Origin of the sequence: Pseudomonas sp. GM21 (assembly GCF_000282215.1) — a bacterium.
Lineage (GTDB): Bacteria > Pseudomonadota > Gammaproteobacteria > Pseudomonadales > Pseudomonadaceae > Aquipseudomonas.
The window spans coordinates 56,045-79,445 of the sequence record NZ_AKJS01000187.1 but is presented as its reverse complement, the minus strand read 5'-3'; the positions used below and the strand labels follow the sequence as shown (position 1 = coordinate 79,445).

The 23,401-nt window shown below is 56.4% G+C and carries 20 protein-coding genes; 6 read left to right on the top strand and 14 right to left on the bottom strand.

Features of this window, described 5'->3' with window-relative positions:
• The 3 genes from PMI22_RS02775 to PMI22_RS02785 form a co-directional block, all read right to left on the bottom strand.
• On the bottom strand, window positions 1-355 hold a 355-nt coding region (locus PMI22_RS02775), incomplete at its 3' end, for an OprD family outer membrane porin (RefSeq protein ID WP_007948873.1).
• Between the two features lie 122 nt (window positions 356-477).
• Window positions 478-1,740 carry a gallate dioxygenase gene (locus PMI22_RS02780; protein WP_007948872.1) on the bottom strand — a complete coding sequence of 421 codons (1,263 nt, stop codon included), beginning with the start codon at window positions 1,738-1,740 and terminating at the stop codon, window positions 478-480.
• A 25-nt stretch (window positions 1,741-1,765) separates the two neighbouring features.
• Complete coding sequence (locus PMI22_RS02785) at window positions 1,766-3,103, bottom strand: MFS transporter (protein WP_007948871.1); 1,338 nt, start codon at window positions 3,101-3,103, stop codon at window positions 1,766-1,768.
• A 223-nt stretch (window positions 3,104-3,326) separates the two neighbouring features.
• On the opposite strand from PMI22_RS02785, the gene ilvD reads away from it, so the two are divergent.
• The 3 genes from ilvD (at window position 3,327) to katG (ending at window position 9,059) form a co-directional block, all read left to right on the top strand.
• Entirely contained in the window at window positions 3,327-5,009 is a 1,683-nt protein-coding gene (gene ilvD, locus PMI22_RS02790; protein WP_007948869.1) for a dihydroxy-acid dehydratase, read from the top strand.
• Between the two features lie 370 nt (window positions 5,010-5,379).
• Window positions 5,380-6,240 carry a CAP domain-containing protein gene (locus PMI22_RS02795; RefSeq protein WP_007948868.1) on the top strand — a complete coding sequence of 287 codons (861 nt, stop codon included), beginning with the start codon at window positions 5,380-5,382 and terminating at the stop codon, window positions 6,238-6,240.
• Between the two features lie 563 nt (window positions 6,241-6,803).
• Window positions 6,804-9,059, top strand: a complete 2,256-nt coding sequence (gene katG / locus PMI22_RS02800) for a catalase/peroxidase HPI (protein WP_007948865.1) — start codon at window positions 6,804-6,806, stop codon at window positions 9,057-9,059.
• A gap of 72 nt (window positions 9,060-9,131) precedes the next feature.
• On the opposite strand, the gene PMI22_RS02805 is transcribed toward katG, so the two are convergent.
• From PMI22_RS02805 to PMI22_RS02820, 4 genes are all read right to left on the bottom strand, one after another.
• Window positions 9,132-10,511: an OprD family outer membrane porin gene (locus PMI22_RS02805; RefSeq protein WP_007948863.1), complete on the bottom strand. Its 1,380-nt coding sequence runs from the start codon at window positions 10,509-10,511 to the stop codon at window positions 9,132-9,134.
• A 242-nt stretch (window positions 10,512-10,753) separates the two neighbouring features.
• On the bottom strand, window positions 10,754-12,133 hold the full coding sequence (locus PMI22_RS02810) for an MFS transporter (protein WP_007948862.1): 1,380 nt from the start codon (window positions 12,131-12,133) through the stop codon (window positions 10,754-10,756).
• 7 nt (window positions 12,134-12,140) lie between these two features.
• Window positions 12,141-13,208 (bottom strand): M14 family metallopeptidase, encoded by a 1,068-nt coding sequence (locus PMI22_RS02815; protein ID WP_007948861.1) that lies wholly within the window; start codon window positions 13,206-13,208, stop codon window positions 12,141-12,143.
• Window positions 13,209-13,222: 14 nt separating this feature from the next.
• Window positions 13,223-14,023: a gamma-glutamyl-gamma-aminobutyrate hydrolase family protein gene (locus PMI22_RS02820; protein WP_033049747.1), complete on the bottom strand. Its 801-nt coding sequence runs from the start codon at window positions 14,021-14,023 to the stop codon at window positions 13,223-13,225.
• Between the two features lie 117 nt (window positions 14,024-14,140).
• On the opposite strand from PMI22_RS02820, the gene PMI22_RS02825 reads away from it, so the two are divergent.
• Window positions 14,141-15,073 carry a LysR family transcriptional regulator gene (locus PMI22_RS02825; RefSeq protein WP_007948859.1) on the top strand — a complete coding sequence of 311 codons (933 nt, stop codon included), beginning with the start codon at window positions 14,141-14,143 and terminating at the stop codon, window positions 15,071-15,073.
• Between the two features lie 35 nt (window positions 15,074-15,108).
• Here PMI22_RS02825 and PMI22_RS02830 read toward each other — a convergent pair whose 3' ends face one another.
• The 5 genes from PMI22_RS02830 to PMI22_RS02845 are packed head-to-tail and all read right to left on the bottom strand — an operon-like array spanning window position 15,109 to window position 19,416.
• Window positions 15,109-16,038 carry an amino acid ABC transporter permease gene (locus PMI22_RS02830; protein WP_007948858.1) on the bottom strand — a complete coding sequence of 310 codons (930 nt, stop codon included), beginning with the start codon at window positions 16,036-16,038 and terminating at the stop codon, window positions 15,109-15,111.
• Window positions 16,035-16,667 (bottom strand): amino acid ABC transporter permease, encoded by a 633-nt coding sequence (locus PMI22_RS02835; protein WP_007948856.1) that lies wholly within the window; start codon window positions 16,665-16,667, stop codon window positions 16,035-16,037. The genes PMI22_RS02830 and PMI22_RS02835 overlap by 4 nt, the downstream gene beginning before the upstream one ends.
• A 26-nt stretch (window positions 16,668-16,693) precedes the next feature.
• Window positions 16,694-17,533: a glutamate ABC transporter substrate-binding protein gene (locus tag PMI22_RS0129815; RefSeq protein WP_007948855.1), complete on the bottom strand. Its 840-nt coding sequence runs from the start codon at window positions 17,531-17,533 to the stop codon at window positions 16,694-16,696.
• Window positions 17,534-17,572: 39 nt separating this feature from the next.
• Window positions 17,573-18,337: an amino acid ABC transporter ATP-binding protein gene (locus PMI22_RS02840; RefSeq protein WP_007948854.1), complete on the bottom strand. Its 765-nt coding sequence runs from the start codon at window positions 18,335-18,337 to the stop codon at window positions 17,573-17,575.
• Window positions 18,338-18,387: 50 nt separating this feature from the next.
• On the bottom strand, window positions 18,388-19,416 hold the full coding sequence (locus tag PMI22_RS02845) for an asparaginase (RefSeq protein ID WP_202949220.1): 1,029 nt from the start codon (window positions 19,414-19,416) through the stop codon (window positions 18,388-18,390).
• Between the two features lie 146 nt (window positions 19,417-19,562).
• Here PMI22_RS02845 and PMI22_RS02850 point away from each other — a divergent pair, with 146 nt between their 5' ends.
• On the top strand, window positions 19,563-20,522 hold the full coding sequence (locus PMI22_RS02850; RefSeq protein WP_007948852.1) for a LysR family transcriptional regulator: 960 nt from the start codon (window positions 19,563-19,565) through the stop codon (window positions 20,520-20,522).
• A gap of 18 nt (window positions 20,523-20,540) precedes the next feature.
• Here PMI22_RS02850 and PMI22_RS02855 read toward each other — a convergent pair whose 3' ends face one another.
• Together PMI22_RS02855 and PMI22_RS02860 are read right to left on the bottom strand one after the other, a co-directional pair.
• A complete protein-coding gene (locus PMI22_RS02855; RefSeq protein WP_007948851.1) occupies window positions 20,541-20,999 on the bottom strand; it encodes a metallophosphoesterase family protein in 459 nt (152 codons plus the stop codon).
• A 33-nt stretch (window positions 21,000-21,032) separates the two neighbouring features.
• A complete protein-coding gene (locus PMI22_RS02860; RefSeq protein ID WP_007948849.1) occupies window positions 21,033-22,031 on the bottom strand; it encodes a bile acid:sodium symporter family protein in 999 nt (332 codons plus the stop codon).
• 191 nt (window positions 22,032-22,222) lie between these two features.
• Here PMI22_RS02860 and PMI22_RS02865 point away from each other — a divergent pair, with 191 nt between their 5' ends.
• Entirely contained in the window at window positions 22,223-23,242 is a 1,020-nt protein-coding gene (locus PMI22_RS02865) for an AbrB family transcriptional regulator (RefSeq protein WP_007948848.1), read from the top strand.
• The last annotated feature ends 159 nt before the right edge of the window (window positions 23,243-23,401 follow it).

Sequence of the window (23,401 nt, the reverse complement as noted above, 5' to 3'; positions counted from 1 at the left end):
CCAGACGACCAAAGTCATCGACGGGGCTGCCGTCGCTGCCAACCGGCAGCAACTGGGTGCCGCGCGTGCCTTTACCGCCATCGAGTTTGACCGACAGCAGGCCCAGCGCATCGACGCCAAAACCGACCGGCCCCTGAGTGAACCCGGACCTCGCATCGAGGATGAAATTCTGCGTCCACTCTTCAGCCTTGCCTTGCGCGTTGGCCGGGTTGGTGAAATTGCGGTTGATGTAGAAGTTGCGCAGGTTGAGGTTGGCGCTGGCATCGTCCAGGAATCCGGCCGCCGAGCCCGCCAGAGGAAACGCGGAGACCATGGCGAACGTGCAGACGATACGAGGGTTGACCGTGATTTTCATTGTTATTGTTTTCCGATTTTTGGGTAATAAAAGTCCCTGCGCCCGGTCATGCCGGGCACAGTGAGGTCAAACAGAAAAATGGAATGGGCGGCCCGGCAAGAGCCGCGTGAATGTGGGCGCGATCAGCGCGGTGCTTTGCCCGCCACCGAGTAGAGCACCTGCTGATTGCGGGTTTTCATGAAGTCTTCCAGGCTCTGCCCACGCATGGCCGCATAGACCTGCAAGTTGGGGATGCCCAGCACCGCCGCGAGTTTTTCCAGGACAAAGAAGATCGCCCCGTACTGGATCAAACCGCGCCAATCGCGACGGCGCAACAGATCGCACTCCTCTTCGCTCAAGCCGCCTTCTTCAAACAGCGCCTCGGGTGCATCCAGAAAGCGCTGGCGCCACTGGGGCTCGATCATGCGGTGCAGGAACTTGTTCAGGCGATAGCCCTTGGCGCTGCGTTCGAGGGTGAACGGGTACGTCCCTTCCAGTTTCTCGATCCCGGCCAACTGGTGTTGCATATGCTGCAAGTGGCGCGCAGTGACGTCGGCAGGCACCGGTCGATCCTGGTTTTCCAGGAGCAACGTGGCGATGCCGGTCATCGAGGGCAGGTAATAATCCTGATGCAGGTTTTTCACCGTGGCCGACAACGCGCCGCGCATGATCAGCCAGGTGATCACCTCCGAGCCTTCCATCCCGCCCAGCGTGGCGTACTCGGCGTGGGTCATTTCGGTCAGGCGCACCGGGTCGTTGACCAGCAGATCAATGAACTGCGCATCCCACTCCGGGTTATTGAAACCACAGCGTTCGCCATGCACCTGATGGGATACACCGCCAGTGGCCACAATCGCCACCTTCAAGTCTTCGGGGTAGCTTTCGATAGCTCGGCGCAGGGCCTGGCCCAGCTTGTAGCAGCGCAACGCACTGGGAATCGGGAACTGCAACACACCCACTTGCAGCGGCACGATCTCCACCGGCCAGGCCGGGTCACACGGCAACAGCGCCGACATCGGGGAGAAGAAGCCGTGATCCAGTGGCTTGTCGCGGAAAAAGCTCATGTCGAACTCATCGGTCATCAGGCTTTGACCGATGTGTCGCGACAGCACCGCATGCCCGCCGACCGCAGGCAGCGAGCGTGGGTTGCCGCCCTCGTCGGCGACCTCGTACCGCTCATCGACGCCCAGGGAAAACGCGCCGTAGTGGTCGAAGAAAAACGAGGTCACATGGTCGTTGAAGATATAGAACAGCACATCCGGTTTCTGCTCTTTGAGCCAGACCTTGATCGGTTCGAAACCTTCGAAAATCGGCGCCCAGGCGGCCTCGTTCTGTTTGTCGTGATCGACAGCGAAGCCGATGGTGGGTGTATGTGAGACGGCGAGGCCACCGATGATGCGTGCCATAACGAGTTCCTGTGTTTAAAAAAGATTATTGCGTCAGCAAGGCCTGGTTCACCCGGCGTCGTGCATGACCGTTAGCCAGGATCGCCAGTGCAGCGATAAAGGCCGGCACGCTCAACAGGGCGAACAGCAACGGCAGACCCAACCCGAGACTGAGTACCGCACCACCGATGAGAGAACCAAAGATAGCCCCGAAACGTCCGATGCCCAGCATCCAGCTCACCCCGGTGGCGCGGAATTCGGTCGGGTAGTAACCCGGCGCGAAGGCGTTGAGCCCGGTTTGCGCACCGCTCATGCAGAACCCCGCCGCGACCACGCCGAATGCCAGCAGGCTCGACTCAAGGCTGAAGGCGCCCAGCAGCAGGATGAATGCACCGCCCAGCGCATAAGAGGTCGCGATAACGGCGTTCGGATTGCGTCGGTCCATGGCCCAACCGACCAGGATCGCACCCACGGTGCCGCCAATCTGGAACAGCCCGGTAATGGTCGCCGCGCGTTCGATCGACAAACCGCCTTCACGCAACAGCGTCGGCATCCAGCCCATGGTCAGGTAGATCACCAGCAGGCCCATGAAATAGGTGAGCCAGAGTGCATAGGTGCCGAGGCGGAAGCGCTCGGAGAACAGCATGCGCACCGGGGCTTTTTGCTGAGCCTGGGGCTCGGTCATGATGAATCGGGTGGCGTTGGTGAACGTCCCGCCCAACTTGTTCAAGACATTTGCGATCTGGCTGGCAGGTGCATTTTTAGCCGCCAGAAAACGCGCCGACTCAGGTAACAGAAACCACAAGAACGGCACCAGCAACAGCGGCATGATCCCGCCAAAGAGCAGCACTGATTGCCAACCGTGACTCGGAATCAGCCACGCGGCGACAAAACCACCCAAGCCCGAGCCCATGTTGAAGCCAGTGAACATGATGGTGATGAACAGCGAGCGATTGCGCTGCGGCAGGTATTCAGACAGCAAGGTGGTGGTATTGGGCATGGCCGCGCCCAGCGCCACACCCATGAACAACCGCAGTGCCGCCAGCTCATAAGGGTTGCGAGCGAACGCACAGGCCAGGCTCAGCACACTGAAACCGGTCACGGCGCACAGCAGCACCTTTTTGCGTCCCAGACGGTCGGCGTAAGGCCCGGCCGTCAAGGCACCGATGGCCAGGCCGACCATGCCGGCGCTCATTACCGGGCCAAAGGCGGCTTTGGACAGGCCCCACTCCTGAATCAGCGAAGGGGCGATAAAGCCCATGACGGCGACGTCAAAACCGTCAAACAGCACAATAAAAAAACACAGGGCCATGATCAGCCATTGGTAAGGCGCAACCGGTCGGTTGTCGATCCACGCCTTGATATCGACTGTTTCGTTACTCATGCATTCACCTTCTTATTTTTTTGAAATTGCGGCAGGCGTGGAGTCGATGCGCGACAGTCACTCTGTTGGGCGTGACTCTAAAGCCGCAGGCGCCCGCCCCGCCTCTGGGAAATCCTTAAGGGGGTATCGGTTTTTCTTATCGGGCCGGTTCTGCGAACCCGGGCTAGACTTAAAACCCCGGGCCTGGAAGCCATCGATCAGCCTTTTTATGTGAGGAAACGTCATGAGCGACAAAGACGATCTGCGCAAATACTCCTCTCAAGTCATCGACGGCGTTGAAGCGGCCCCCGCACGCGCCATGCTACGCGCCGTGGGTTTCACCGATTCCGACTTCAAGAAGCCGCAGATCGGCATCGCGTCCACCTGGGCCATGGTCACGCCGTGCAACATGCACATCGACAAGCTCGCCCTTGAGGCCGAAAAAGGTGCCAACGCGGCCGGTGCCAAAGGCGTCATTTTCAACACCATCACCATTTCCGACGGCATCGCCAACGGCACCGAAGGCATGAAGTACTCGCTGGTGTCGCGTGAAGTGATCGCTGATTCGATTGAGGTGGTGGTCGGTTGCGAAGGCTTTGACGGCCTGGTGACCGTGGGCGGCTGTGACAAGAACATGCCGGGCTGCCTGATCGGCATGGCGCGGCTCAATCGGCCGTCGATCTTTGTCTATGGCGGCACCATCCGTCCGGGTGCCGGCCACACCGACATCATTTCGGTGTTCGAGGCCGTGGGGCAGCATGCGCGGGGGGATATCAGCGAGATCCAGGTCAAGCAGATCGAAGAAGTGGCGATTCCCGGCCCTGGCTCCTGCGGCGGCATGTACACGGCCAACACCATGGCCTCGGCCATCGAAGCCTTGGGCATGAGCCTGCCCGGTTCCAGTTCTCAGGACGCAGTCGGCAGCGATAAGGCATCAGACAGTTTCCGCGCCGGTCAGCAGGTCATGGAACTGCTCAAGCTGGACCTCAAGCCGCGCGACATCATGACTCGCAAAGCCTTTGAAAATGCGATCCGCGTGGTCATTGCCCTCGCCGGCTCAACCAACGCCGTACTGCACTTGCTGGCCATGGCGAACGCCGTGGATGTCGACCTGACGCTGGAGGACTTCGTCGAACTGGGCAAGGTGTCGCCGGTGGTGGCCGACCTGCGCCCCAGCGGCAAATACATGATGAGCGAACTGGTGGCCATTGGCGGCATCCAGCCGCTGATGAAACGCATGCTCGATGCCGGCATGCTGCATGGCGACGTGCTGACGGTCACCGGCAAGACCCTGGCTGAAAACCTGAAAGACGTACCCAATTATCCCGAAGGCCAGGACGTGATCCTGCCCTTCGACAAGCCGATCAAAAAGGACTCGCACCTGGTGATCCTGCACGGCAACCTCTCGCCCACCGGCGCAGTGGCCAAGATCACCGGCAAGGAAGGCCTGCGCTTCGAAGGAACGGCCCGCGTCTATCATGGCGAGGAAGGTGCGCTGGCCGGCATCCTCAACGGCGAGGTCAAGGCCGGCGACGTCATCGTGATTCGCTATGAAGGGCCCAAGGGCGGGCCAGGCATGCGCGAAATGCTCTCGCCGACGTCGGCGGTCATGGGCAAGGGGTTGGGCAAGGATGTCGCGCTGATCACTGATGGCCGTTTCTCCGGCGGCTCGCACGGTTTTGTTGTCGGGCATATCACGCCGGAAGCTTTTGAAGGCGGGCCGATTGCGTTGATTGAAGACGGCGACAAAATCACCATCGACGCCGAAACCCGACAGATTACGGTGGATGTTTCCGATGCAGTGTTGGCCGAGCGTAAAACCCGTTGGGTGCGGCCGGAATCCAAATACAAGCGCGGGGTGTTGGCGAAGTATGCGAAGACTGTTTCCAGCGCTTCGGAGGGGGCTGTGACGGATAAGTATCTCTAGAGTCAGGATGTTGTGTTGTTTGGCCTATTGCCATCGCGAGCAGGCTCGCTAACACAGTTGAACTCAGGTAGTCATAAAACCATTGTGAGCGAGCCTGCTCGCGATGGCGCCTTACCAGACAGCATCAGTTCACAGCCTGAACCGATCCACCGATTGCGACAGCTTGCCCGCCAGACTCGGATAGCTCATCTGTCGTCGACGCGGTCTGCCCAATCATCTTGAGGACCGGGGCTTTTAGCAATTTGCGACATACGGTAGGCAATGCCGCATTTTTTGCACCTCGCTCTCCTGAACCTAGTGTGCAAACCCCAGTCTTACTCCCGCCGTGAATTCCCATTGCCACTGTCCTCTTATCAGAGCTGTCCGCCTCATGCACCCGACCGTCCTCGCCTCGCGCTGCGCCTCGCTGTGTTTCTTGTCTGTGCTTGCTCTATCCGCCGCCCCCGCTCATGCCAATGGCGAACGCCAATTGGTGGCGGCGATCAACGACTATCGCGCCCATCCACAACGTTGCGACAGACGCCCGGCCCAGCGCCTGGCACCGCTGGCGCTGAATTCCAATCTCGCATTGCCCATTGGCTATGGCGGTGGTTTGCGCGATCGGCTGAAAGCGTCCGGCTATTCAGCGGTGACGGTACGCAGCATTCGGGTGGTCGGCGCACAGGATGCCGATGAAGCTTTTGACATGTTGCAGGACGATTACTGCGGGGCGTTGCTGGACGGCCAGTACGCTGACATTGGTGTCAGTCGCGCCAGGACCGAATGGCAAGTGGTGCTGGCGCGGCCGGTGCTCGATAGTCAGACCGGCGATTCGCGATCCGTCAGCAAAGCGTTGTTGGCACAGGTCAACGCCGCGCGGTCCAAACCACGGATGTGTGGCGGCCGGCGCTTCGCCGCCGCACGACCACTTGGCTGGAGCCCCGCGCTCGGCGTCGCCGCACAAGGACACAGCAAAGCCATGGCCTACGGCAATTACTTCGCGCACCAGGATCCCGACGGCGACATGCCAGCGGATCGAGCAAGGTCTGCGGGCTTTCGTGGCAGGCAGGTCGGCGAGAACATCGCCGCCGGGCAGAGTTCACCCAGCAAGGCCATGGCAGGATGGCTGGCCAGCCCCGGGCATTGTGCGAACCTGATGAGCCCGATGTTTACTCAGGTTGGCGCAGGGTACGCGGCGGATGCGCGCAGTGATAAGGGGGTGTATTGGACGATGGTGTTTGGGGCGCAATGATCGCGCTCATGCCTGCGACTTCTTTAGCTTGATCAGGAACATCACTGACAGACTGATACAGGCGCCGGCCACAGCCAGCGCCATGTCTAAACGCCCGTGAAGTGTCGTCGCCCAGATACGCCCCACCGATCCATTCCACCCGTTCATAAATGGCCGACGCAGGAGTAATGAACACCCAGTTCGTGAATCATTGATTCGCCGGGATGACAGGGGTTCCGAAGTTGTGCCGGCAGTCTCCTGCAAAAGCTTTTGCCTATGAGCCCCGAATACTCCACCTATTAGCTGACTTGCGGATAGGCGTCTAACATTATCCCAGCGCTGGCGTCAGCCAGCCGGTTTTGAGCTGATAAGGAGACAGGAATGAGTCAGAAACATGACTAAGCCTGCCGTGGGCCACCGTGATTGCACCTCGTTTTCTGCAGTACCGATTTCCGTGTGATCAAAATAATCAGTGAATCGAACTGCTGGCCCAGCAGCCTGTGTCATTGCTTTCGCTCGTCGCTATTCCAGAACCCACAAAGGGCCGAATAGCCCGGATGAACACGACCAAAGGTAGCTCGCACATGGCAAATGAATCGAAATGCCCGTTTAACCACGCCGCTGGCGGTGGCACGACGAACCGCGATTGGTGGCCGAACCAACTGAACCTGAAAATCCTGCACCAGCACTCGTCCCTGTCCGATCCCCTGGATGAGGGTTTCAACTACACCGAAGCGTACAAAAAACTGGACTTTGCAGCGGTCAAGCGAGACCTCACGGCGCTGATGACCGATTCGCAAGACTGGTGGCCAGCGGACTTTGGTCACTATGGGCCGCTGTTCATTCGCATGGCCTGGCACGCTGCGGGCACCTATCGCACCGGTGACGGTCGGGGTGGTGCTGGCTCGGGCCAGCAACGCTTCGCACCGCTTAACAGTTGGCCGGACAACGTCAGCCTCGACAAGGCGCGTCGGCTGCTCTGGCCGATCAAGCAAAAATACGGCCGCAACATTTCCTGGGCTGACCTGATCGTGCTCACCGGCAACGTGGCGCTGGAGTCGATGGGCTTCAAGACGTTTGGTTTTTCCGGTGGTCGTCCGGACGTTTGGGAGCCTGACGAAGATGTGTACTGGGGCTCCGAAAACAAATGGCTGGGTGGCGACACTCGCTACGGCAAAGAAAACCAGCCCATGCAAGAGCCCGGCGAAGGTCCTCTTGTTGCTGAGCCCGGAGAAAACGAGGAAAGCCGCACCGAGCAGGGCCGCAATCTGGAAAACCCACTCGCCGCCGTGCAAATGGGCCTCATCTACGTCAACCCCGAAGGCCCTGAAGGCAATCCTGATCCTGTGGCTTCAGCCAAGGACATCCGCGAAACTTTCGGCCGCATGGCAATGAACGATGAAGAAACCGTGGCCCTGATCGCTGGCGGCCACGCCTTCGGTAAAACCCACGGCGCCGGACCTGCCGACAATGTCGGCGCCGAGCCGGAAGCTGCCGGTCTTGAACAGCAAGGCTTTGGCTGGAAAAACAGTTTTGGCACCGGCAAAGGCCCGGACACGATCACCAGCGGCCTGGAAGTGACCTGGACCACCACGCCGACAAAATGGAGCAACAACTACCTGGAAAACCTGTTCGGCTTCGACTGGGAACTGAGCAAAAGCCCAGCCGGGGCGCATCAGTGGGTGGCAAAAAACGGCGCCGGTGCCGGCACCATTCCGGACGCACACGATGCGTCCAAACGGCGTAATCCGACCATGCTGACCTCGGACCTGGCCCTGCGTTTCGACCCGATCTATGAGCCGATTTCGCGACGCTTCCTGGCCAATCCCGATCAACTGGCCGACGCCTTCGCCCGCGCCTGGTTCAAGCTGATCCACCGCGACATGGGCCCCCTCTCCCGCTACCTCGGCCCGGAATTGCCGAACGAAGTGCTGCTCTGGCAAGACCCCATCCCGGCGGTCGATCATCCCCTGGTCAACGACAGCGACGTTGCTGCACTCAAAGGCAAAATCCTCGCCTCCGGCCTGTCGGTCTCGCAGCTGGTATCGACGGCGTGGGCAGCCGCTTCCACCTTCCGCGGCTCCGACAAACGCGGCGGCGCCAACGGCGGACGCCTGCGTCTGGCCCCGCAGAAATTCTGGCAAGCCAACCAGCCTGAACAACTGGCGAGCGTGCTGGCGAAACTGGAAAGCATCCAGAGCGAGTTCAGCGCTGGCGGCAAGAAAATCTCGCTGGCCGACCTGATCGTGCTGGCGGGGAACGCCGGCGTCGAACAAGCGGCAAAAAATGCCGGCCAAACCGTCACAGTGCCGTTCACACCAGGGCGGGCGGACGCGTCGCAAGAGCAAACGGACGTGGATTCCTTCGGCTTCCTGGAACCGATTGCCGATGGCTTCCGCAACTACCTGAAAACCCGCTACCGCGTATCGGCCGAGCATTTGCTGATCGACAAGGCGCAACAACTGACGCTCACCGCGCCCGAAATGACCGCGCTGGTCGGTGGCCTGCGCGTGCTCAACACCAACGTCGGACAAACCCGACACGGCGTCTTTACCCAACAACCGGAAGCGCTGACCAACGACTTCTTCACCAACCTGCTCGACATGGGCGTGGAATGGAAACCCACCTCCGAGGCGGCTGAAGAGTTCGAAGGCCGTGATCGCAAAACCGGCGCAGTGAAGTGGACCGGGACGCGTGTGGATCTGGTCTTTGGTTCGAATGCACAGTTACGGGCGTTGGCGGAGGTTTATGCGAGCAGTGACGCGAAGGAGAAGTTTGTTAAGGACTTCGTGGCGGCATGGACCAAGGTGACGAACCTGGATCGGTTTGATGTGAGGTGATTTTTGAATCTGTGAGACCTTGAAGGAGCCGCCCCGCCCCTAGTGCTAAGGGTTGGGGCGGCCCAAAGAAGATCAAAATACGTTGAACGGAATCGTTGTAACCATGCGAAACTCTTTGACGTTTCCATCAATTTCATTCGGCGTGGCGCGATGCGCCACATAGCCCACTTGGACATTGCTACTTTTTAACCTGCCACTCTGTACAGTGTAAGAAGTTAAAAGACCCGACTCCTGATGTTTATCACCGTCCAGACGTTTTACAGGGTAGCTATTACCTTGGTAATGAGTGCCATCGATGCCAAAGCCACGAACGTTATATAAATAGAATGTCAACCCAGGCAGACCGTAAGGTGCCGTATCCAGGATATACGCTAGCTGCACAGACTTTTCGTTTGGCCCGTTATAGTTCGACAAAAACGAGTTGGCCAGCGTTGTGCCTTTGCTTTCATGAATATAGTCGAAGTACTCATTTCCGTTAACCTGTTGCCAGGCGAACACTAGAGTATGAGCCCCATGACCTAATTTGAAAGCCAGGCTATAGGCATCGTTATCGATTGGACCCATTTTAGCTGAGCCCTGATCGGTGGTTTTATAGTAATTGAAGGACGTGGCCAAGCCAAGACTTGCCCGATCTCCTGCATTGTGCACAAAACCGAGATAGTATTGATTCCAAAAGTCCTCTACCTGAGTCGTATACACGCTCGCCTTAACACTTTTATACGGCGTGTAAACAGCTCCCGCGATATAAGCAATGTCGCTCGATACGTTACGATTACCATATTCAGATACGATATCCGTGGTGCTTTGCTCCGTGCGCGGAGAAACCTGATCAAATGCACCCAAGTCGACACTCAAATTATTGAATTCAGTACTATTCAGATTTGCACCCTGAAAACTTGACGGCAGCGCTCTGTTAGTGTTGTCGGCAATCATGGGGGTTTGCATATTTTGGCGACCGACAGTAAGCGTCGTATTTGAAACTCGCGCCTTTACGTTAGCCAGCCCCAGTTTGCTCCATTGATCTACCGCATTTCCGGCACTGTCAGTTAACGTCCGATTGCCACCGCCGGCGATGCGCCCCTTGCCCCGCTCGAGTGCTGTAGCGTTGTACGGAGCGACCTCAACTCCGAATCCAAACTTACCTTGGGTAAAGCCGGAACGGTAATCCAGAATCGTACCCTGAACCCACGTATCACGGCGGTCAGTAGGCTCCGGTGGGCGCCCGCTTTTTTTGATGAAGAATGTGCTTCCGCGTTCTGCCAGTTCTTTGGATAGAAAGTTCCTGGTAGTTCCGGACAGCGATTGCCCTGCAATGAATCCAGTCGCCTCATCTTGAGCACTACTGGATTTAAGCTGAGGAACTGGAAAATCCTGGCTGGCATTTTCAGCCAAGGCCGCTGGTGTCGCGAAAAGAAAGAACACATGCAAAATTGTGCGCTGTATATAAAACATTACTTATCACCAATAGTTTTTATTATTAGATGAGGAGGAAAAATATTCTCGTCGAAACCAAGTGCGACGCAAACAAAAACACATCGATATCAATGGCGCTCAGCCTACAGAAAACTGATCGGACATAAGCGCCATATTAACCAAATTGAATTGCCTCAAACCTGCAGCCAAACCATGTCTGTATGCAGACAACAAATTCGCATAAAACCCTATCGAGTTCTGTTTTTCCGCTACTTACAAAATCACTTTCGAATATCTACATTTTTCGACTCAGGCAAGAACAACATTGCAAGCAGACTCACAACACTGACCCCAGCCAAATACCATGCAGGCGCCATGGGACTGTTGGTCACCGCAATAAGCCAAGTCACGACAAACTGAGTCGTCCCTCCAAAAATTGCTGTGCCGAACGCATACACCAAAGACAAACCCGTACTGCGAACTGCGATTGGTAACAATTCTGGAATCTGCACAAGCCCGGCGGTGGCAAACATTGCGGTTAGCGCCGCAATGACAGTATTCACCGTGAACAGCGTGAGCAAAGTAGGCGCACTTACCAGCCACATGAAGAGCGGAACGATGGCCAACGTCAAAATAACCCGGGGAATAAAATTGGTAATCCTTCTTCCCAAGCGATCGCTAAGCAAACCGCCTATCAGGGCAAAAGCAAACGTAACCAGCCCGCCGACCAGAACACTTCCTTGCGCGACCGGCGCAGACAGTTTAAGTACTTGTACAGCGTAACTGACCATGTAGTTGCCGATTTGCGACGCAACGCCAATCGAAGCGAACAACAGAATGCCTAGCAGCAGCACCTTTTTATGCTCGCGCAGGACAACACCAACGATTTCACTGCTTGTCCGCTCCTGGGCCGTTTCATGGGTTTCCGGCAACGCTCTTCGCATGTAGATAACGATAGGGATCAGCACAAGGCTGAGAAAGAATGGAATCCGCCATCCCCAGGTTTCAAGCTGTTCTGCACTCAACCAATAGGACAGAGCGACACCCAGCACTCCTCCCACTGCTACAGCGATCCCCTGGCTCGCAATCTGCCAGCTGGAGTAAAACCCACGACGATGAGGGGGAGCTGCTTCGATCAATAGCGATGTCGCAGGTCCGACTTCACCACCAAGCGCGAGGCCCTGTATCAAACGACAGATAACGACAATAATCGGTGCGGCAATACCGATCGACTGATAACTGGGCGTCATAGCCAACCCAATCGTACCAATCGTAATCATCGCTACAGTAAGAATCATGGCGGGTTTACGCCCTGCCCGATCAGCGTAGGCTCCGATCAGGATGCCACCCAACGGGCGTGCGAAGAAACCAACGCCAAAAGTTGCAACGGCTGCCATTAAGCTGCCGTACTCGCCAGCTACCGGAAAAAACGCTTTGCCAATGTATATAGCAAAATAGGCATAAATAACAAAATCATAAAACTCAAGCGCATTACCCGCCACAGCCGCCGCAATCGCTTTTTTATTTATTGCCGTATGACCTGCGTCAGTGTCAGCAACTGAAAGGTTCACATCCATCGATGGAGATATTATTTGATTATTCATATTATGATCATCAGGATAGTTAAAATTTAAAATCACCCGGCTATCTGAATGCCGCATTAAAGCCCTAAACCGCGAGACCTTTAAGCGCCTGTACGACGGCCTGTTCCGCCTGTTCCCAAACCTTCATCTGCCACTCGGGCTCGTCAGGGTAAAAGGTTTCCTTGAGATGACTTGTTATTGCTAATCCCTGTGCTGTCATGCGCATATCATAACGGTAGGCCCAATGATCCGCTCTGAGTGCAGTGATCACGCGCTCCAGCGGGTAGGTACCATACTCAAGACAAATACCGATGTGTTTAGCGTTTTCACACTCTTGAATTATTGCGGTCTGAATCGGCCCGCTCATTGGCACACTGGTAGACGTGCCTGTGTGCACATTGGTCAGTTCGCCCCACCATTCCTGCGCAAGATTGAAAATACCATTATCAAAACCGGCGAATATTTTTTCACCGTAGCCGTAGGGTCCGAGCCCGGTATGAACATCGATTGAGGCAAGTACTTTGATATTCGCGGTGTACTTGCGCAGAATTTTTCTGATCGTGTCGTTACTCCAGGTTGGAGCTTTGCCGCCAAACCACATGCCATTTTCAGATTTATATTGCCCTATGGACATAGCCTGTTGCAGCGCCTTGTCACCGTGTAGCAGACGATATTCCTCTAATACTTTGTCACTCTCTGGCGGCCACTGCTGCGGAAGCAAGGCGTCATGAATCTGCTCATAACCCGGGTTCTGCGGCAGGTCAGAATTAAAATTTATAAAATTCCTGTTGAGGTCGACGTTTTCCTGAGTGACGCGACGCAGATGCGAGAAGCCAAACGGATTGATCGCATGTACATATAAAACAGACGTATCGTCAGGTTTTGACAGATTCAAACCAAGCAAGCCGGTTTGCACGGCCGAGCCCGTAAACCCTTCAACACCATGAACTCCACTGATGACAATGAGCATTCTGGAAGCATCCAGTGGACCATCGACCACCACATCGGTGGCGAGCGCCTCACCTTCTGCACCTTCCAGGTCGAGTTCATAACTTTCGACGGCCAAGCCTCTCGACTGCGCAGCCGTCAGGAATTTTTTTCGCGATTCAGCGTACGTCTGACTGAATAGTTGAGATATTGTTTTTGTGTTCATTAGACTCTCGTTTTTCACCGACTTGCTTTACATGCTTCAGCACGAATATTTGATCGCTGTCGGCATGCCTCACCAAACGCTTCAAATATCGCTCTTGCAAAGTCACTGTCTTCCACTCGCATTTCCGGATGCCACTGCAAAGCCAATGCGAAGCTCGGCGCTCCCTCCACCGAAAAAGCTTCGATCAACCCATCCGGGGCAATCGCTTCAACCTTCAATCCTTTACCCAAATTCTCTACACCTTGGTGGTGAAGTGAATTCACTAGAACGCTTTGTTCGGCACACAGCCCTGCCAAAACGCCACCAGGAATGATGTCTATCGAGTGACTGTCTTGATACCAATCCTTAATAGGCCTGGATTGATCGCCCTCCCGATGGTCAATGGCCCCTGGCCGCTCGTGGACAGCAACGTTTAAGGTCCCCCCCCATGCAACGTTCATTTCCTGAAACCCGCGACAAATCCCGAGAACGGGAACACCCGCTGCAACGAGTTTTTTGACGAGTGGTAAAACCGTCGCATCGCGGGCCGGGTCAAGCATCGAGCCTTCTGGATTGGATTCCTTTCCGTAATGATGCGGGGCAATGTTAGATGGGCTTCCCGTCAGGACGATTCCATCTACATGCGCAATCAAACTGGCAATATCGATGGCTGCTTCGTCAGCAGGCAGCGCAAGCGGTAACCCACCAGACACCAATGCCACAGCGTTCACGTAGCCGTGGAGTAAGGTATGGGCTTGATGCCCGTAACGCTCCACTCGGTCGGCGGCGATAGCTACCAGCGGCTTGATTGGCGAGACAGGCAATGCGTTGTTCATGAAATGTACGTGCCGTTGGTTTGTAGTAGGCATCGAGTGTAAGGACTCACCTTTATTTAGGTAAATTGCAATTTTCCGCTTAAAATCTTGCAGAACTTGCAACTCAAGGCGACACACATGAACACCAGGCAGCTTCACCATTTTGTGGCGGTGATGGAGACGGGATCGCTCAGCGCTGCTGCCGAGGCTGTGCACCTGAGCCTCCCTGCGCTATCCAGAAGTCTCAAAGCCTTGGAAGACGAGCTTCGGGTATCGCTGTTTGACCGAAGCAATCGCCGCTTGCGCCCTACTCCTTATGCCTTGGAGTATTTGGAGCGAGCACGCCGTATTGTCTTTGATGAGCGCGAAGGAGCCCGCGCACTGAGCTTGATGAAGGACGGCGCCTATGGCCCCCTGGCTTTTGGTCTAGGGTCCTCCATAGCAATAGACCTGCTCGCACCCATGATTAATGATTTGGTTGCAAAAGGCCCCAAATTGAGAGTTCAGGCTCAGGTGGAAAGCACGGATGTTTTGCTGGATTCACTGCGGAGAGAAAAACTGGATTTTTTCATCGGAGACGTCAGCTCGGCGGCGAGCTCAGCGGATCTTTTGTCAGAGCCACTCTATAAATGTACTTACGGCTGGTTTGCAAGACAGGGTCATCCGCTTGCCACCAAAAAGAACATAACAATAGACGAACTGGAAAATTACCCCATCATAGGATCGGGTTATATTAGCGATACCTTGGCATTCAACATTTCGCAGCTATATGGCTGGAAATTACCCCTTGAAAAAAACTTTTCTGTAAATATAAACAACCTTGAAACCATACAAAAGCTGTTATCGCTCTCAAACATGGTCTCTCCTTCTACCTACAACGCGATGCTTCAACCACTAAACAGTGGCACCGTTGTAGCCCTGGATGTAAATCCAAAACTTAATTTAGATATGACCCTAGGCATTGTGAGATTAGGCCTGCGCACGCTAGTTCCTTCTACAGAACAGGCTTTTGAAATTATACGAAATTATTTTCTCAAGATTGACAAAGAACTATCTAGCTACATCTTGTAGCTAGATGACAGCTCACCCGAAAACCCATAACTTCACTATTTATCACGAGTGGACGCTTGCGCCGACACATTCCCCAACGCCGGCGTTACACCAGGAATACCCCCCAGCGTTTCTGTGAAAACCGCCGAGGCTGTAATGCCGTCACTCCCATTCACTGCTCGGGAAGTATAGGCCTGCCGCCGTTCGATCCAGCGACGTAGTGCCAACAGCAGCGCACTGACAAAGCCATACATGACCGTCACGATAAACGCGGACTGGAGCAGTGTTTGCGGCGCGAAGCTGGATATCTGCTGTGAACGGCGCAAAAGCTCCTCGTAGGGAATGATGTAGCCCAGTGACGTATCCTGAACAATCGCCAGAACCGCACTGACCAAGGCCGGCAACATGAGTTTCAACGCCTGCGGCAGCACAATCCACAGCATCGCCTGATGCTCTCGCATGCCGATAGACAGTGCAGCTTCCCGCTGCCCTCGGCCCAAGGAAAGAATCCCGGTGCGCACGATTTCCGCGGTCATTGCACTGTGGTGCAGCACCATGCCGAACACCAGATACCCCAAGGCCGACCAATTGAGCCCCATGGAAGGCAAGAGAATGACCGTAAACAGAATCAGCAAGAGTAACGGTACGGCACGAAAACAGCCGATATAGGCGGCTGCCAGCGTGCGTAACCAGAGCCTGTCGGACAACCGCGCAACGGCCAATGGCACCGCGAGACTGAACGCCAATATCATGCTGATCACGGCGGCCAGCAAGGTCGCCACCAGCCCATCAAACAAAAAGCGCAGCGTCCCCGGGTGGAGGAAAATCTCCCATCGTTTGGCGTCGAACTGACCGCTCTCGTCCAGCCTCAGCCCCACCGCAATCAGGCCAGCAACCAGGAGTATCGCGCCGAACGCCGAGATGATTCGGTTACGCCTTCTGGCAAGTGGCCCCGGTGGTTCGTACAGCACATTATCGAAGCTCATCGGATCACCGCCATTTTTTGCTCCAGGTAGCGAAAGAACCAGCCGGCGGGAAGGGTCAGCAGTAAATAGGCAGCCATGGCGCCAAGGAAAGTCGGCACGGCCAAGGCCGTATCGAAGTTGATCCTCTGCGCGGTGTAGGTGATATCCGCGACACCAATTGCAGCGCCAATGGCAGACGCCTTGATTTGAATGATGAACAGATTTCCCAGCGGTGCGATGACCGACTGCACCGCTTGCGGTAACACCACTTCGCTGAGTATCTGATCAAAGCGCATCCCGATGCTTCGAGCGGCTTCGATCTGCCCCAGAGAAACAGTATTGATGCCCGCCCTCACCACCTCACAGATCCAGGCAGCGCTATACAAGCCCAGCACCAGGACCGTGGAGGTGAACAGCGAATAGATGAAACCGAGCTTGGGCAATCCGAAGGTAAACAGCAGTAATAGCGCCAGAAGCGGCATCATCCGCATGAGTTCGACGTAGCCGCTGGCGAACCAGCGAAACGTCGGCCATGGACTGACCCTCATGACCGCCAGCAGCAGTCCCAGGACAATGGCTATGGCGAAGGACAGCAGGGTGAGCTCGACGCTTATCGCGATACCCCCAAGAAAGCGTTCGATATAAGGCATCAAGGTCACCCTCTGTGGATTTTTTCTTATTGGATGACGGGCACTTGGGGCGCGCCCAAACCGGCTTCGAGTTCCTTGTCATACATTTTTTGCCACTGGCCATCACGAATCGACGTGCTCAGTTGCGTGTTGATCCAGTCACGCCAGGTCTTGTCTTCCTTGGCGACGGCAATCCCGTAGGGCTCCTCGGTGAAAGGGGCGCCGACTACGCGCAATTTGCCGGGCTGACGCATCGACTCGCCGACCAGCGTGGCGCCGTCGTCGACATAGGCATCGAAACGTTTATCGATCAGCCCTTCCACGCACGCCGAGGCGTCGCTAAAGGTGACTATCTTGGCATTGGGCGCCAACGGTTTGAGGTTGCGTTCAACGGTGGTGCCGCTCAGGACGCAGACGGTCTTGGTGTCGAGGTCTGCAGTTTTATTGATCGAATGGTCATCCGCCCGGACCAGCGAATCTTGCCCCGCGAGGTAATACGGACCGGCAAACCCGATGACCTGTTTGCGTTCATCCGTCACCGTCATGGTCGAGATGACCAGGTCGACGCGTTTGTTCTGCACCAACGGAATGCGGTTTTCCGGCGTCGTGCTGACCCACTCGATGTTGTCTTCCGATCCTGTCAGCCGTTTGGCCAGCATCCTTGCCAGTTCAGCCTCGAAGCCCTCGACATTCCCGGTCATGGGGTTGCGTGAGGAGAACATCAGCGTGTTCAGCGAGGTGCCAACGACCAGCTTGCCTCGCTCGTGAATCTTGGCCATCGTCGAATCGGCCGCGAATTTCTCTGTCGTATCGGCCGACGCAAGGCCGGCGAATATGCAGGACGTCAGCAGGGAAAGGCTTAGAGCAGCAAATCGGTTTGGGCGCATGGTGTATTTCTCTTGTTATTGTGGTTTCGACTAATTGATTCAGTGTGCGAGTACTTTGGAAAGAAAATCGCGAGCACGCTCTGAACGCGGAGCGCTGAAAAAAATCTCGGGGGGCGCACTTTCGACGATGCGACCGGCGTCCATGAAAACGATCCGGTCAGCGGCCGAGCGTGCGAAGCCCATTTCATGCGTGACCACCACCATGGTCATACCGCTGCGGGCCAATTCGACCATCACCTTCAGCACCTCGTTGACCATTTCAGGATCAAGCGCGGAGGTGGGCTCATCAAACAACATGACACTGGGTTTCATCGCCAGCGAACGAGCGAGCGCGACGCGTTGCTGCTGTCCACCCGACAACTCTGCGGGATACGCCTTGCCCTTGTGCCCCAAGCCGACCTGATCAAGCAGTTGCATGGCCCATGCCTCGGCATCCTGACGACTCATGCCGAGGACTTTGCGTGGGCCCATCGCAACATTCTGCATCGCTGTCCGGTGGGCAAACAAATTGAAGTTCTGGAAGACCATGCCCACTTTGGCACGCATCTTCGCCAACGCACCGCCCTCTTCCGGAAGGCGTTCACCGTGCAGAAAAATCTCGCCGCTGTCGATCGCTTCCAGACGATTGATGCACCGGCACAACGTCGATTTACCCGAACCGGAGGGGCCGATAATCACCACCACTTCACCGGGTTGTACTTGCAGGTCTACATCAAACAGCACCTGTTGACTGGCGAAAAATTTGTTCACTGCCCGCAATGAAATGGCTGGGGGTTTCTGATCCAGTGAGCGCGTCGATTGCATGGCTTGAGCTCTGCGTTAGATGTCTGATTCGTGTCTGCCGGCACTGTGCATTAGACGAACTTCAATTGCACAGTGGCTTTCAATTGCCCCACCGGGGCGCCATTGCAATTGTTCAACGCGGGATCTGCCCAAGTTGCCAATAACTGATTCTCGCCTTCCAACACGCCCAACTGCTTGAGCACTGAGATGGTGACGGCAAACACACTGGGAAAATCACCATCGCTGACCTTGACCGCCACGCCCAGTCCGCGACTGCGGATACCCACCGTCTGTACGCCATCAGCCCCCGTTTTGGCGACCCAATCACCATTGGAGGACAGGGTGATGCCCAGATCGGATCGACCGGTACCGGAGACCATCTGAGGATGACGACGCATGGCGTCGAACAGCCGCTGCAAAACAGGACTGAGGCTTGTGTCGTTCCCGGCATCACCACTGGCCAGACGTGCCCATAACAGCGCAAGTCGCGAGAGCGGCATTCCCAGGTTGGGCGCGTTACAGCCGTCAGTCCCCGTCCAAAGCTGATTTTGCGGCATCCGCGTCAACCCTGCGACGACCCGCTGGATATCGCGTTGCAAGGGATGTTCGGGCGCCAGGTAGGAACTACTCTCTAATCCGTGGAGGCGGCAGTAGGCAAGAAATCCGGTGTGTTTTCCGGAACAGTTGTGGTGGCGTTGATCAAAGTGGAAACCTTGGGGCGGCAGATTGTCGCCACTGTAGAAGTCCGGCAAATGGCAGCCGCATCCCAGGTCATGAACTTCGTGACCGATTTTCGTCAGCATGTTGCTCACTGCATCGACGTGCGACGCTTCCCCGGAATGGCTGGCGCACATCAAAGCTACCTGATCATCGGTAAAGCCAAAACGCTCGGGGCCGCCGTCACGGACAAAAGGAACGGCCTGAAAGGGCTTGAGCGTAGAACGGGAAAATGTCATGGAGGCCGGGTCGCCAGCGTAGGCCAGTAACGCGCCCTCGCTATCCACCACGGCCACTGACCCCCAATGGATTCGCTCCACATGTTCGTTTCGAGTGGCAATGGCGATTGGAACATGGGCAGGAAAATTCATGAGGTTCTTCAAACTCCGACTTGCAACGGGGAATATTCGTTGACGGGCAACAAGGATGTGCGCACGGCATGGGTTTGAGTCTATATTCCGATAAAAACCGGTGGAACATCGAGTAAAGGAATTCGGTTTTGCACCCAGCGCAAAGGCATCAACCTGAAATGAGCTCCGAAATTGCACGCATCGATCATCTTGGGGTGATGAGGGCCTTGGTGAAAGTCGTTGAGTTGGGCAGCTTTTCCGCGGCCGCCCGAGAGATGCACGTTTCTCCTTCGACGTTGACCCGGACCATTTCGGCGTTGGAAAAATCGCTGAACACCACCCTGCTCCATCGCACCACGCATATCGTCGCGCTGACCGAGGCGGGGCAGATCTATCACGCGCGGGCGTTGTCGATGATCGCCGACCTGGATGACACCTTGCGCGTGGTCAGCGATCTCAACCTTGCACCCAGTGGCCCTCTGAAACTCACGTCACCCGTGGCGTTCGGCAGGCGTTTCCTCGCGCCGCTGATCGCCCCCTTTCTAAAGATGTACCCCGGCATCCAGATGGATCTGCGCCTGACAGATAATCACAACGATATGATCGTCGGGGGCTTTGATCTGGATATCCATGAGGGTGAAAACCATTTGGAGAACCTGATCGCCTACCCGATTTCCCGCAACGATTCGCTGCTTTGCGCCACACCTGAATACCTTGCACAGCATGGACATCCCCAGACGCCTGGCGATCTGAGCGCCCATAACTGTCTGGTCTACGTACACCCGGATAGCGACCCCCATTGGTATTTTGTCCGGGACGAGGAAAAACATTCGATTTTCCCGCAAGGCAATCTTCAATCAGACAACTCGGAACTGTTGCTCGAAGCAGTTTGTGGGGGGCTGGGAATAGCGGAATTCGAAATCTGGCTAGTGCGAGACCTGCTGTTGAACGGTCAATTGCAAATTGTCCTGCCGGACTATCGTTTCGTTAATTCGCTGACAGGCAGACAGATTTACATGGCTTACCTTCCCAATCGCCGCTTTTCGACAAAGGTTCGCGTGTTGCGCGAGTTTCTCGAAGCCCGACTGCAAGGCATTGGCGAATTACCTCCTGGTTTTCTCCGACATGAGGTGGAATAGAATCGATGCGGAAAAAATTCATTCCAGCAACGAAACCAGACGCGGCTCAATCGAGCCCTCAAGCACCTCAATCAACGCCAGCGTCACCGGCAGCTTGAAACGCCGCCGTCCCGCACTGCCGGGATTGAGAAATAACCGCTCACCGCGCCATTCGATGCGTGGTTTGTGCGAATGGCCGGTGATCACCAGCTTGATGCCTGCATCGAGCACGACCGGAACATCGGCGATGTCATGCACCAGCAATGTGCCCCATCCGTTCAGCTCAAAACACAGAAGATCATCCAGCGGTTCTGCCCAAGACTCGCCCAGATCGTTGTTCCCGCGCACCACATGCAGCGGGGCTATCGACGCCAGTTGATCGAGAATGTCCCGGCTACCGATGTCGCCTGCGTGAATGATCCGCTCACACCCCTCCAGCGCGGCAACCGCTTCGGTGCGGAGCAAACCGTGGGTATCGGAAATCACGCCAACCTTCATGCATCACTCCAGACGAGGCTAGGACCCAGACAATCAAGGATCTACTTGCGCCATCAACTCAGCAACCGATTCCTGGCGTTTGGCGTAGCGCTGGGCCAGCACGGCACAGACCATCAGCTGGATTTGATGGAACAGCATCAACGGCAGGATCAACACGCCAATGGTGCTGCCGGCGAACAGCACCTGGGCCATCGGCACACCGGTGGCCAGACTTTTCTTCGAACCGCAGAACACGATGGTAATGCGGTCTTCCAGATTGAAACCAAAGGCTTTGCCCAGCACCGTTGAAGCCACCAATACCAAACCCAGCAATACGCAGCAAGCCACCACCAGCCCGGCCAGTTCCCAAAGCGGGATCTGGTGCCAGATGCCCTCGTTCACCGCTTCGCTGAACGCGCCGAAGACCACCAGCAGAATCGACCCCTGATCCACGAACTTCAGCCAACTCTTGTTGCGCCCGACCCAGGCGCCGATCCAGCGTCGCGCAATCTGCCCGGCAATAAAGGGCAGCAGCAGTTGCACGCTGATTTTCACGATCGCATCGAGGGTCGAACCGCCATCGCCGTGCACATTCAGCAGCAGCGTCACCAGCAATGGCGTGATAAAGATTCCGAACAGACTGGACGCCGCCGCACTGCAAATCGCCGCCGGAATGTTGCCTCGCGCCAGGGAGGTAAAGGCAATGGCCGACTGCACCGTCGCGGGCAGCGCGCAGAGGTAGAGCATGCCCATGTACAGATCATCACCGATCAGCGGCGACAGCACCGGCTTCAGCGCCAGACCGAGCAGCGGAAACAGCACAAAGGTCAGACTGAACACCAGCACATGCAGCCGCCAATGCCCGGCACCGGCGATGATCGACTCGCGAGACAGCTTGGCGCCATGCAGAAAAAACAGCAGGGCGATGGCGATGTTGGTCAGCCACCCGAAGCCCACCGCGACCTGACCGCTGACGGGCAACACACTGGCGAGCAGTACGACGCCGATCAGGGTCAGGGTGAAGTTGTCGGGTAAGAATCGAGGGCGCGTCATCAGGGTCATCCGGGTTTGCCAGGAACGTGAGCACGACTCTAGCCCGTCCGCTGATTACCGACTAACGCTAGTAAGCCAGCTGATGTCGCCTAAAGGACAGGATGAACAGCGTTCTTGACGTTTCATGCCGTCAGGTGGGAAAACATCGGCTGCCCGGATGCAAGCGTCGGGGAATTCATCAAGGAAGGCTCATGAAAACCCTATTGTGTTTACTGATCGCTACCGGCGTCGGCGCCGCGCTGCAATACGCCGGCATCCCCCATGGCCTGTTGCTGGGTTCGATATTCGCGAGCGCACTGATCGCCAGCAACCTGCGCTTCTCCCCTACCCTGCGTTTCGGCCTCGGCTATGTGCAAATCGTCCTGGGGATCGCGACCGGCCTGATGTTTACGGCGTGGGACAGCCACACGGTCGCGGCCATCTTGCCCAGCCTGGGTGTCATGCTGGTGTGCTTGATGGTGCAAAGCGCGGTGGCCGGTTTGGCGCTGCTTAAAATCACCGGATGGAACCGCAAGGATACCCTGCTGGCCGTCTACCCCGGCGCACTCGCGGCGGTATTCGACTTGCTCGAATCCGAACGCGCATCCGGCAAAGTGATCGTCGTGCATCTGGTGCGACTGATCTCCATCACCCTCCTCGTGAGTTTTTTAATTCCCGGGCAGACCACCGTGGCGATTGTCCAGAGCAGCCCGTTGAGCATCAGCCTGGCGTTGACCCTGTTATCGCTGATCGCCTTAAGCCTGTTGCTGGGTCGTTTGCTGCTGAACGTCGGCGTCCCGGCGCCGTTCATGCTGACCGCTATCGTGCTCACAGGCGTCTACGTCAAGACCGGCTATTTGCAGGGCTTTCACATGCCGTCATGGAGTGTCGACTCCGCGGCCGTCCTGCTTGGTGTGCTGATCGGGTCGAAATTCAAGGACATCAGTGTCGCTGAACTCGCTCGCCATGGACGAACCGCGTTGATGTCCGTTGGCCTGATGTTGCTGATCGCCGCAGCGTTTGCCTGCGTGGCCGGGCGGGTTTGGGGCAGCGATCCCTGGTCGTTATGGCTGGCCTACATGCCGGGCGCAATCGAGACCATCTCCATGGTCGCCTTCAGTGGCGGGCTGAACGTGGTGTTCATCCTGACTCATCATCTGGTGCGCATGGTGGTGCTGCACTTTGCGCCGGCACTGCTGGTTCAGGCGCGGCGGTGGCGAGAAGAGGTTTGATCAGCACTCTGCTGGCGTAAGGATCAAACGGGAGAGATCGTGGCCAGGACGCCAATCAAAATGGTCAGCACCAGAAATCCACCCAGGAAAATTGCCATCTTGCCCATCGGGGCCTCCTACATTTGAGCTCACTGTTTGCGGTCATTGTGAGCCTGCAAC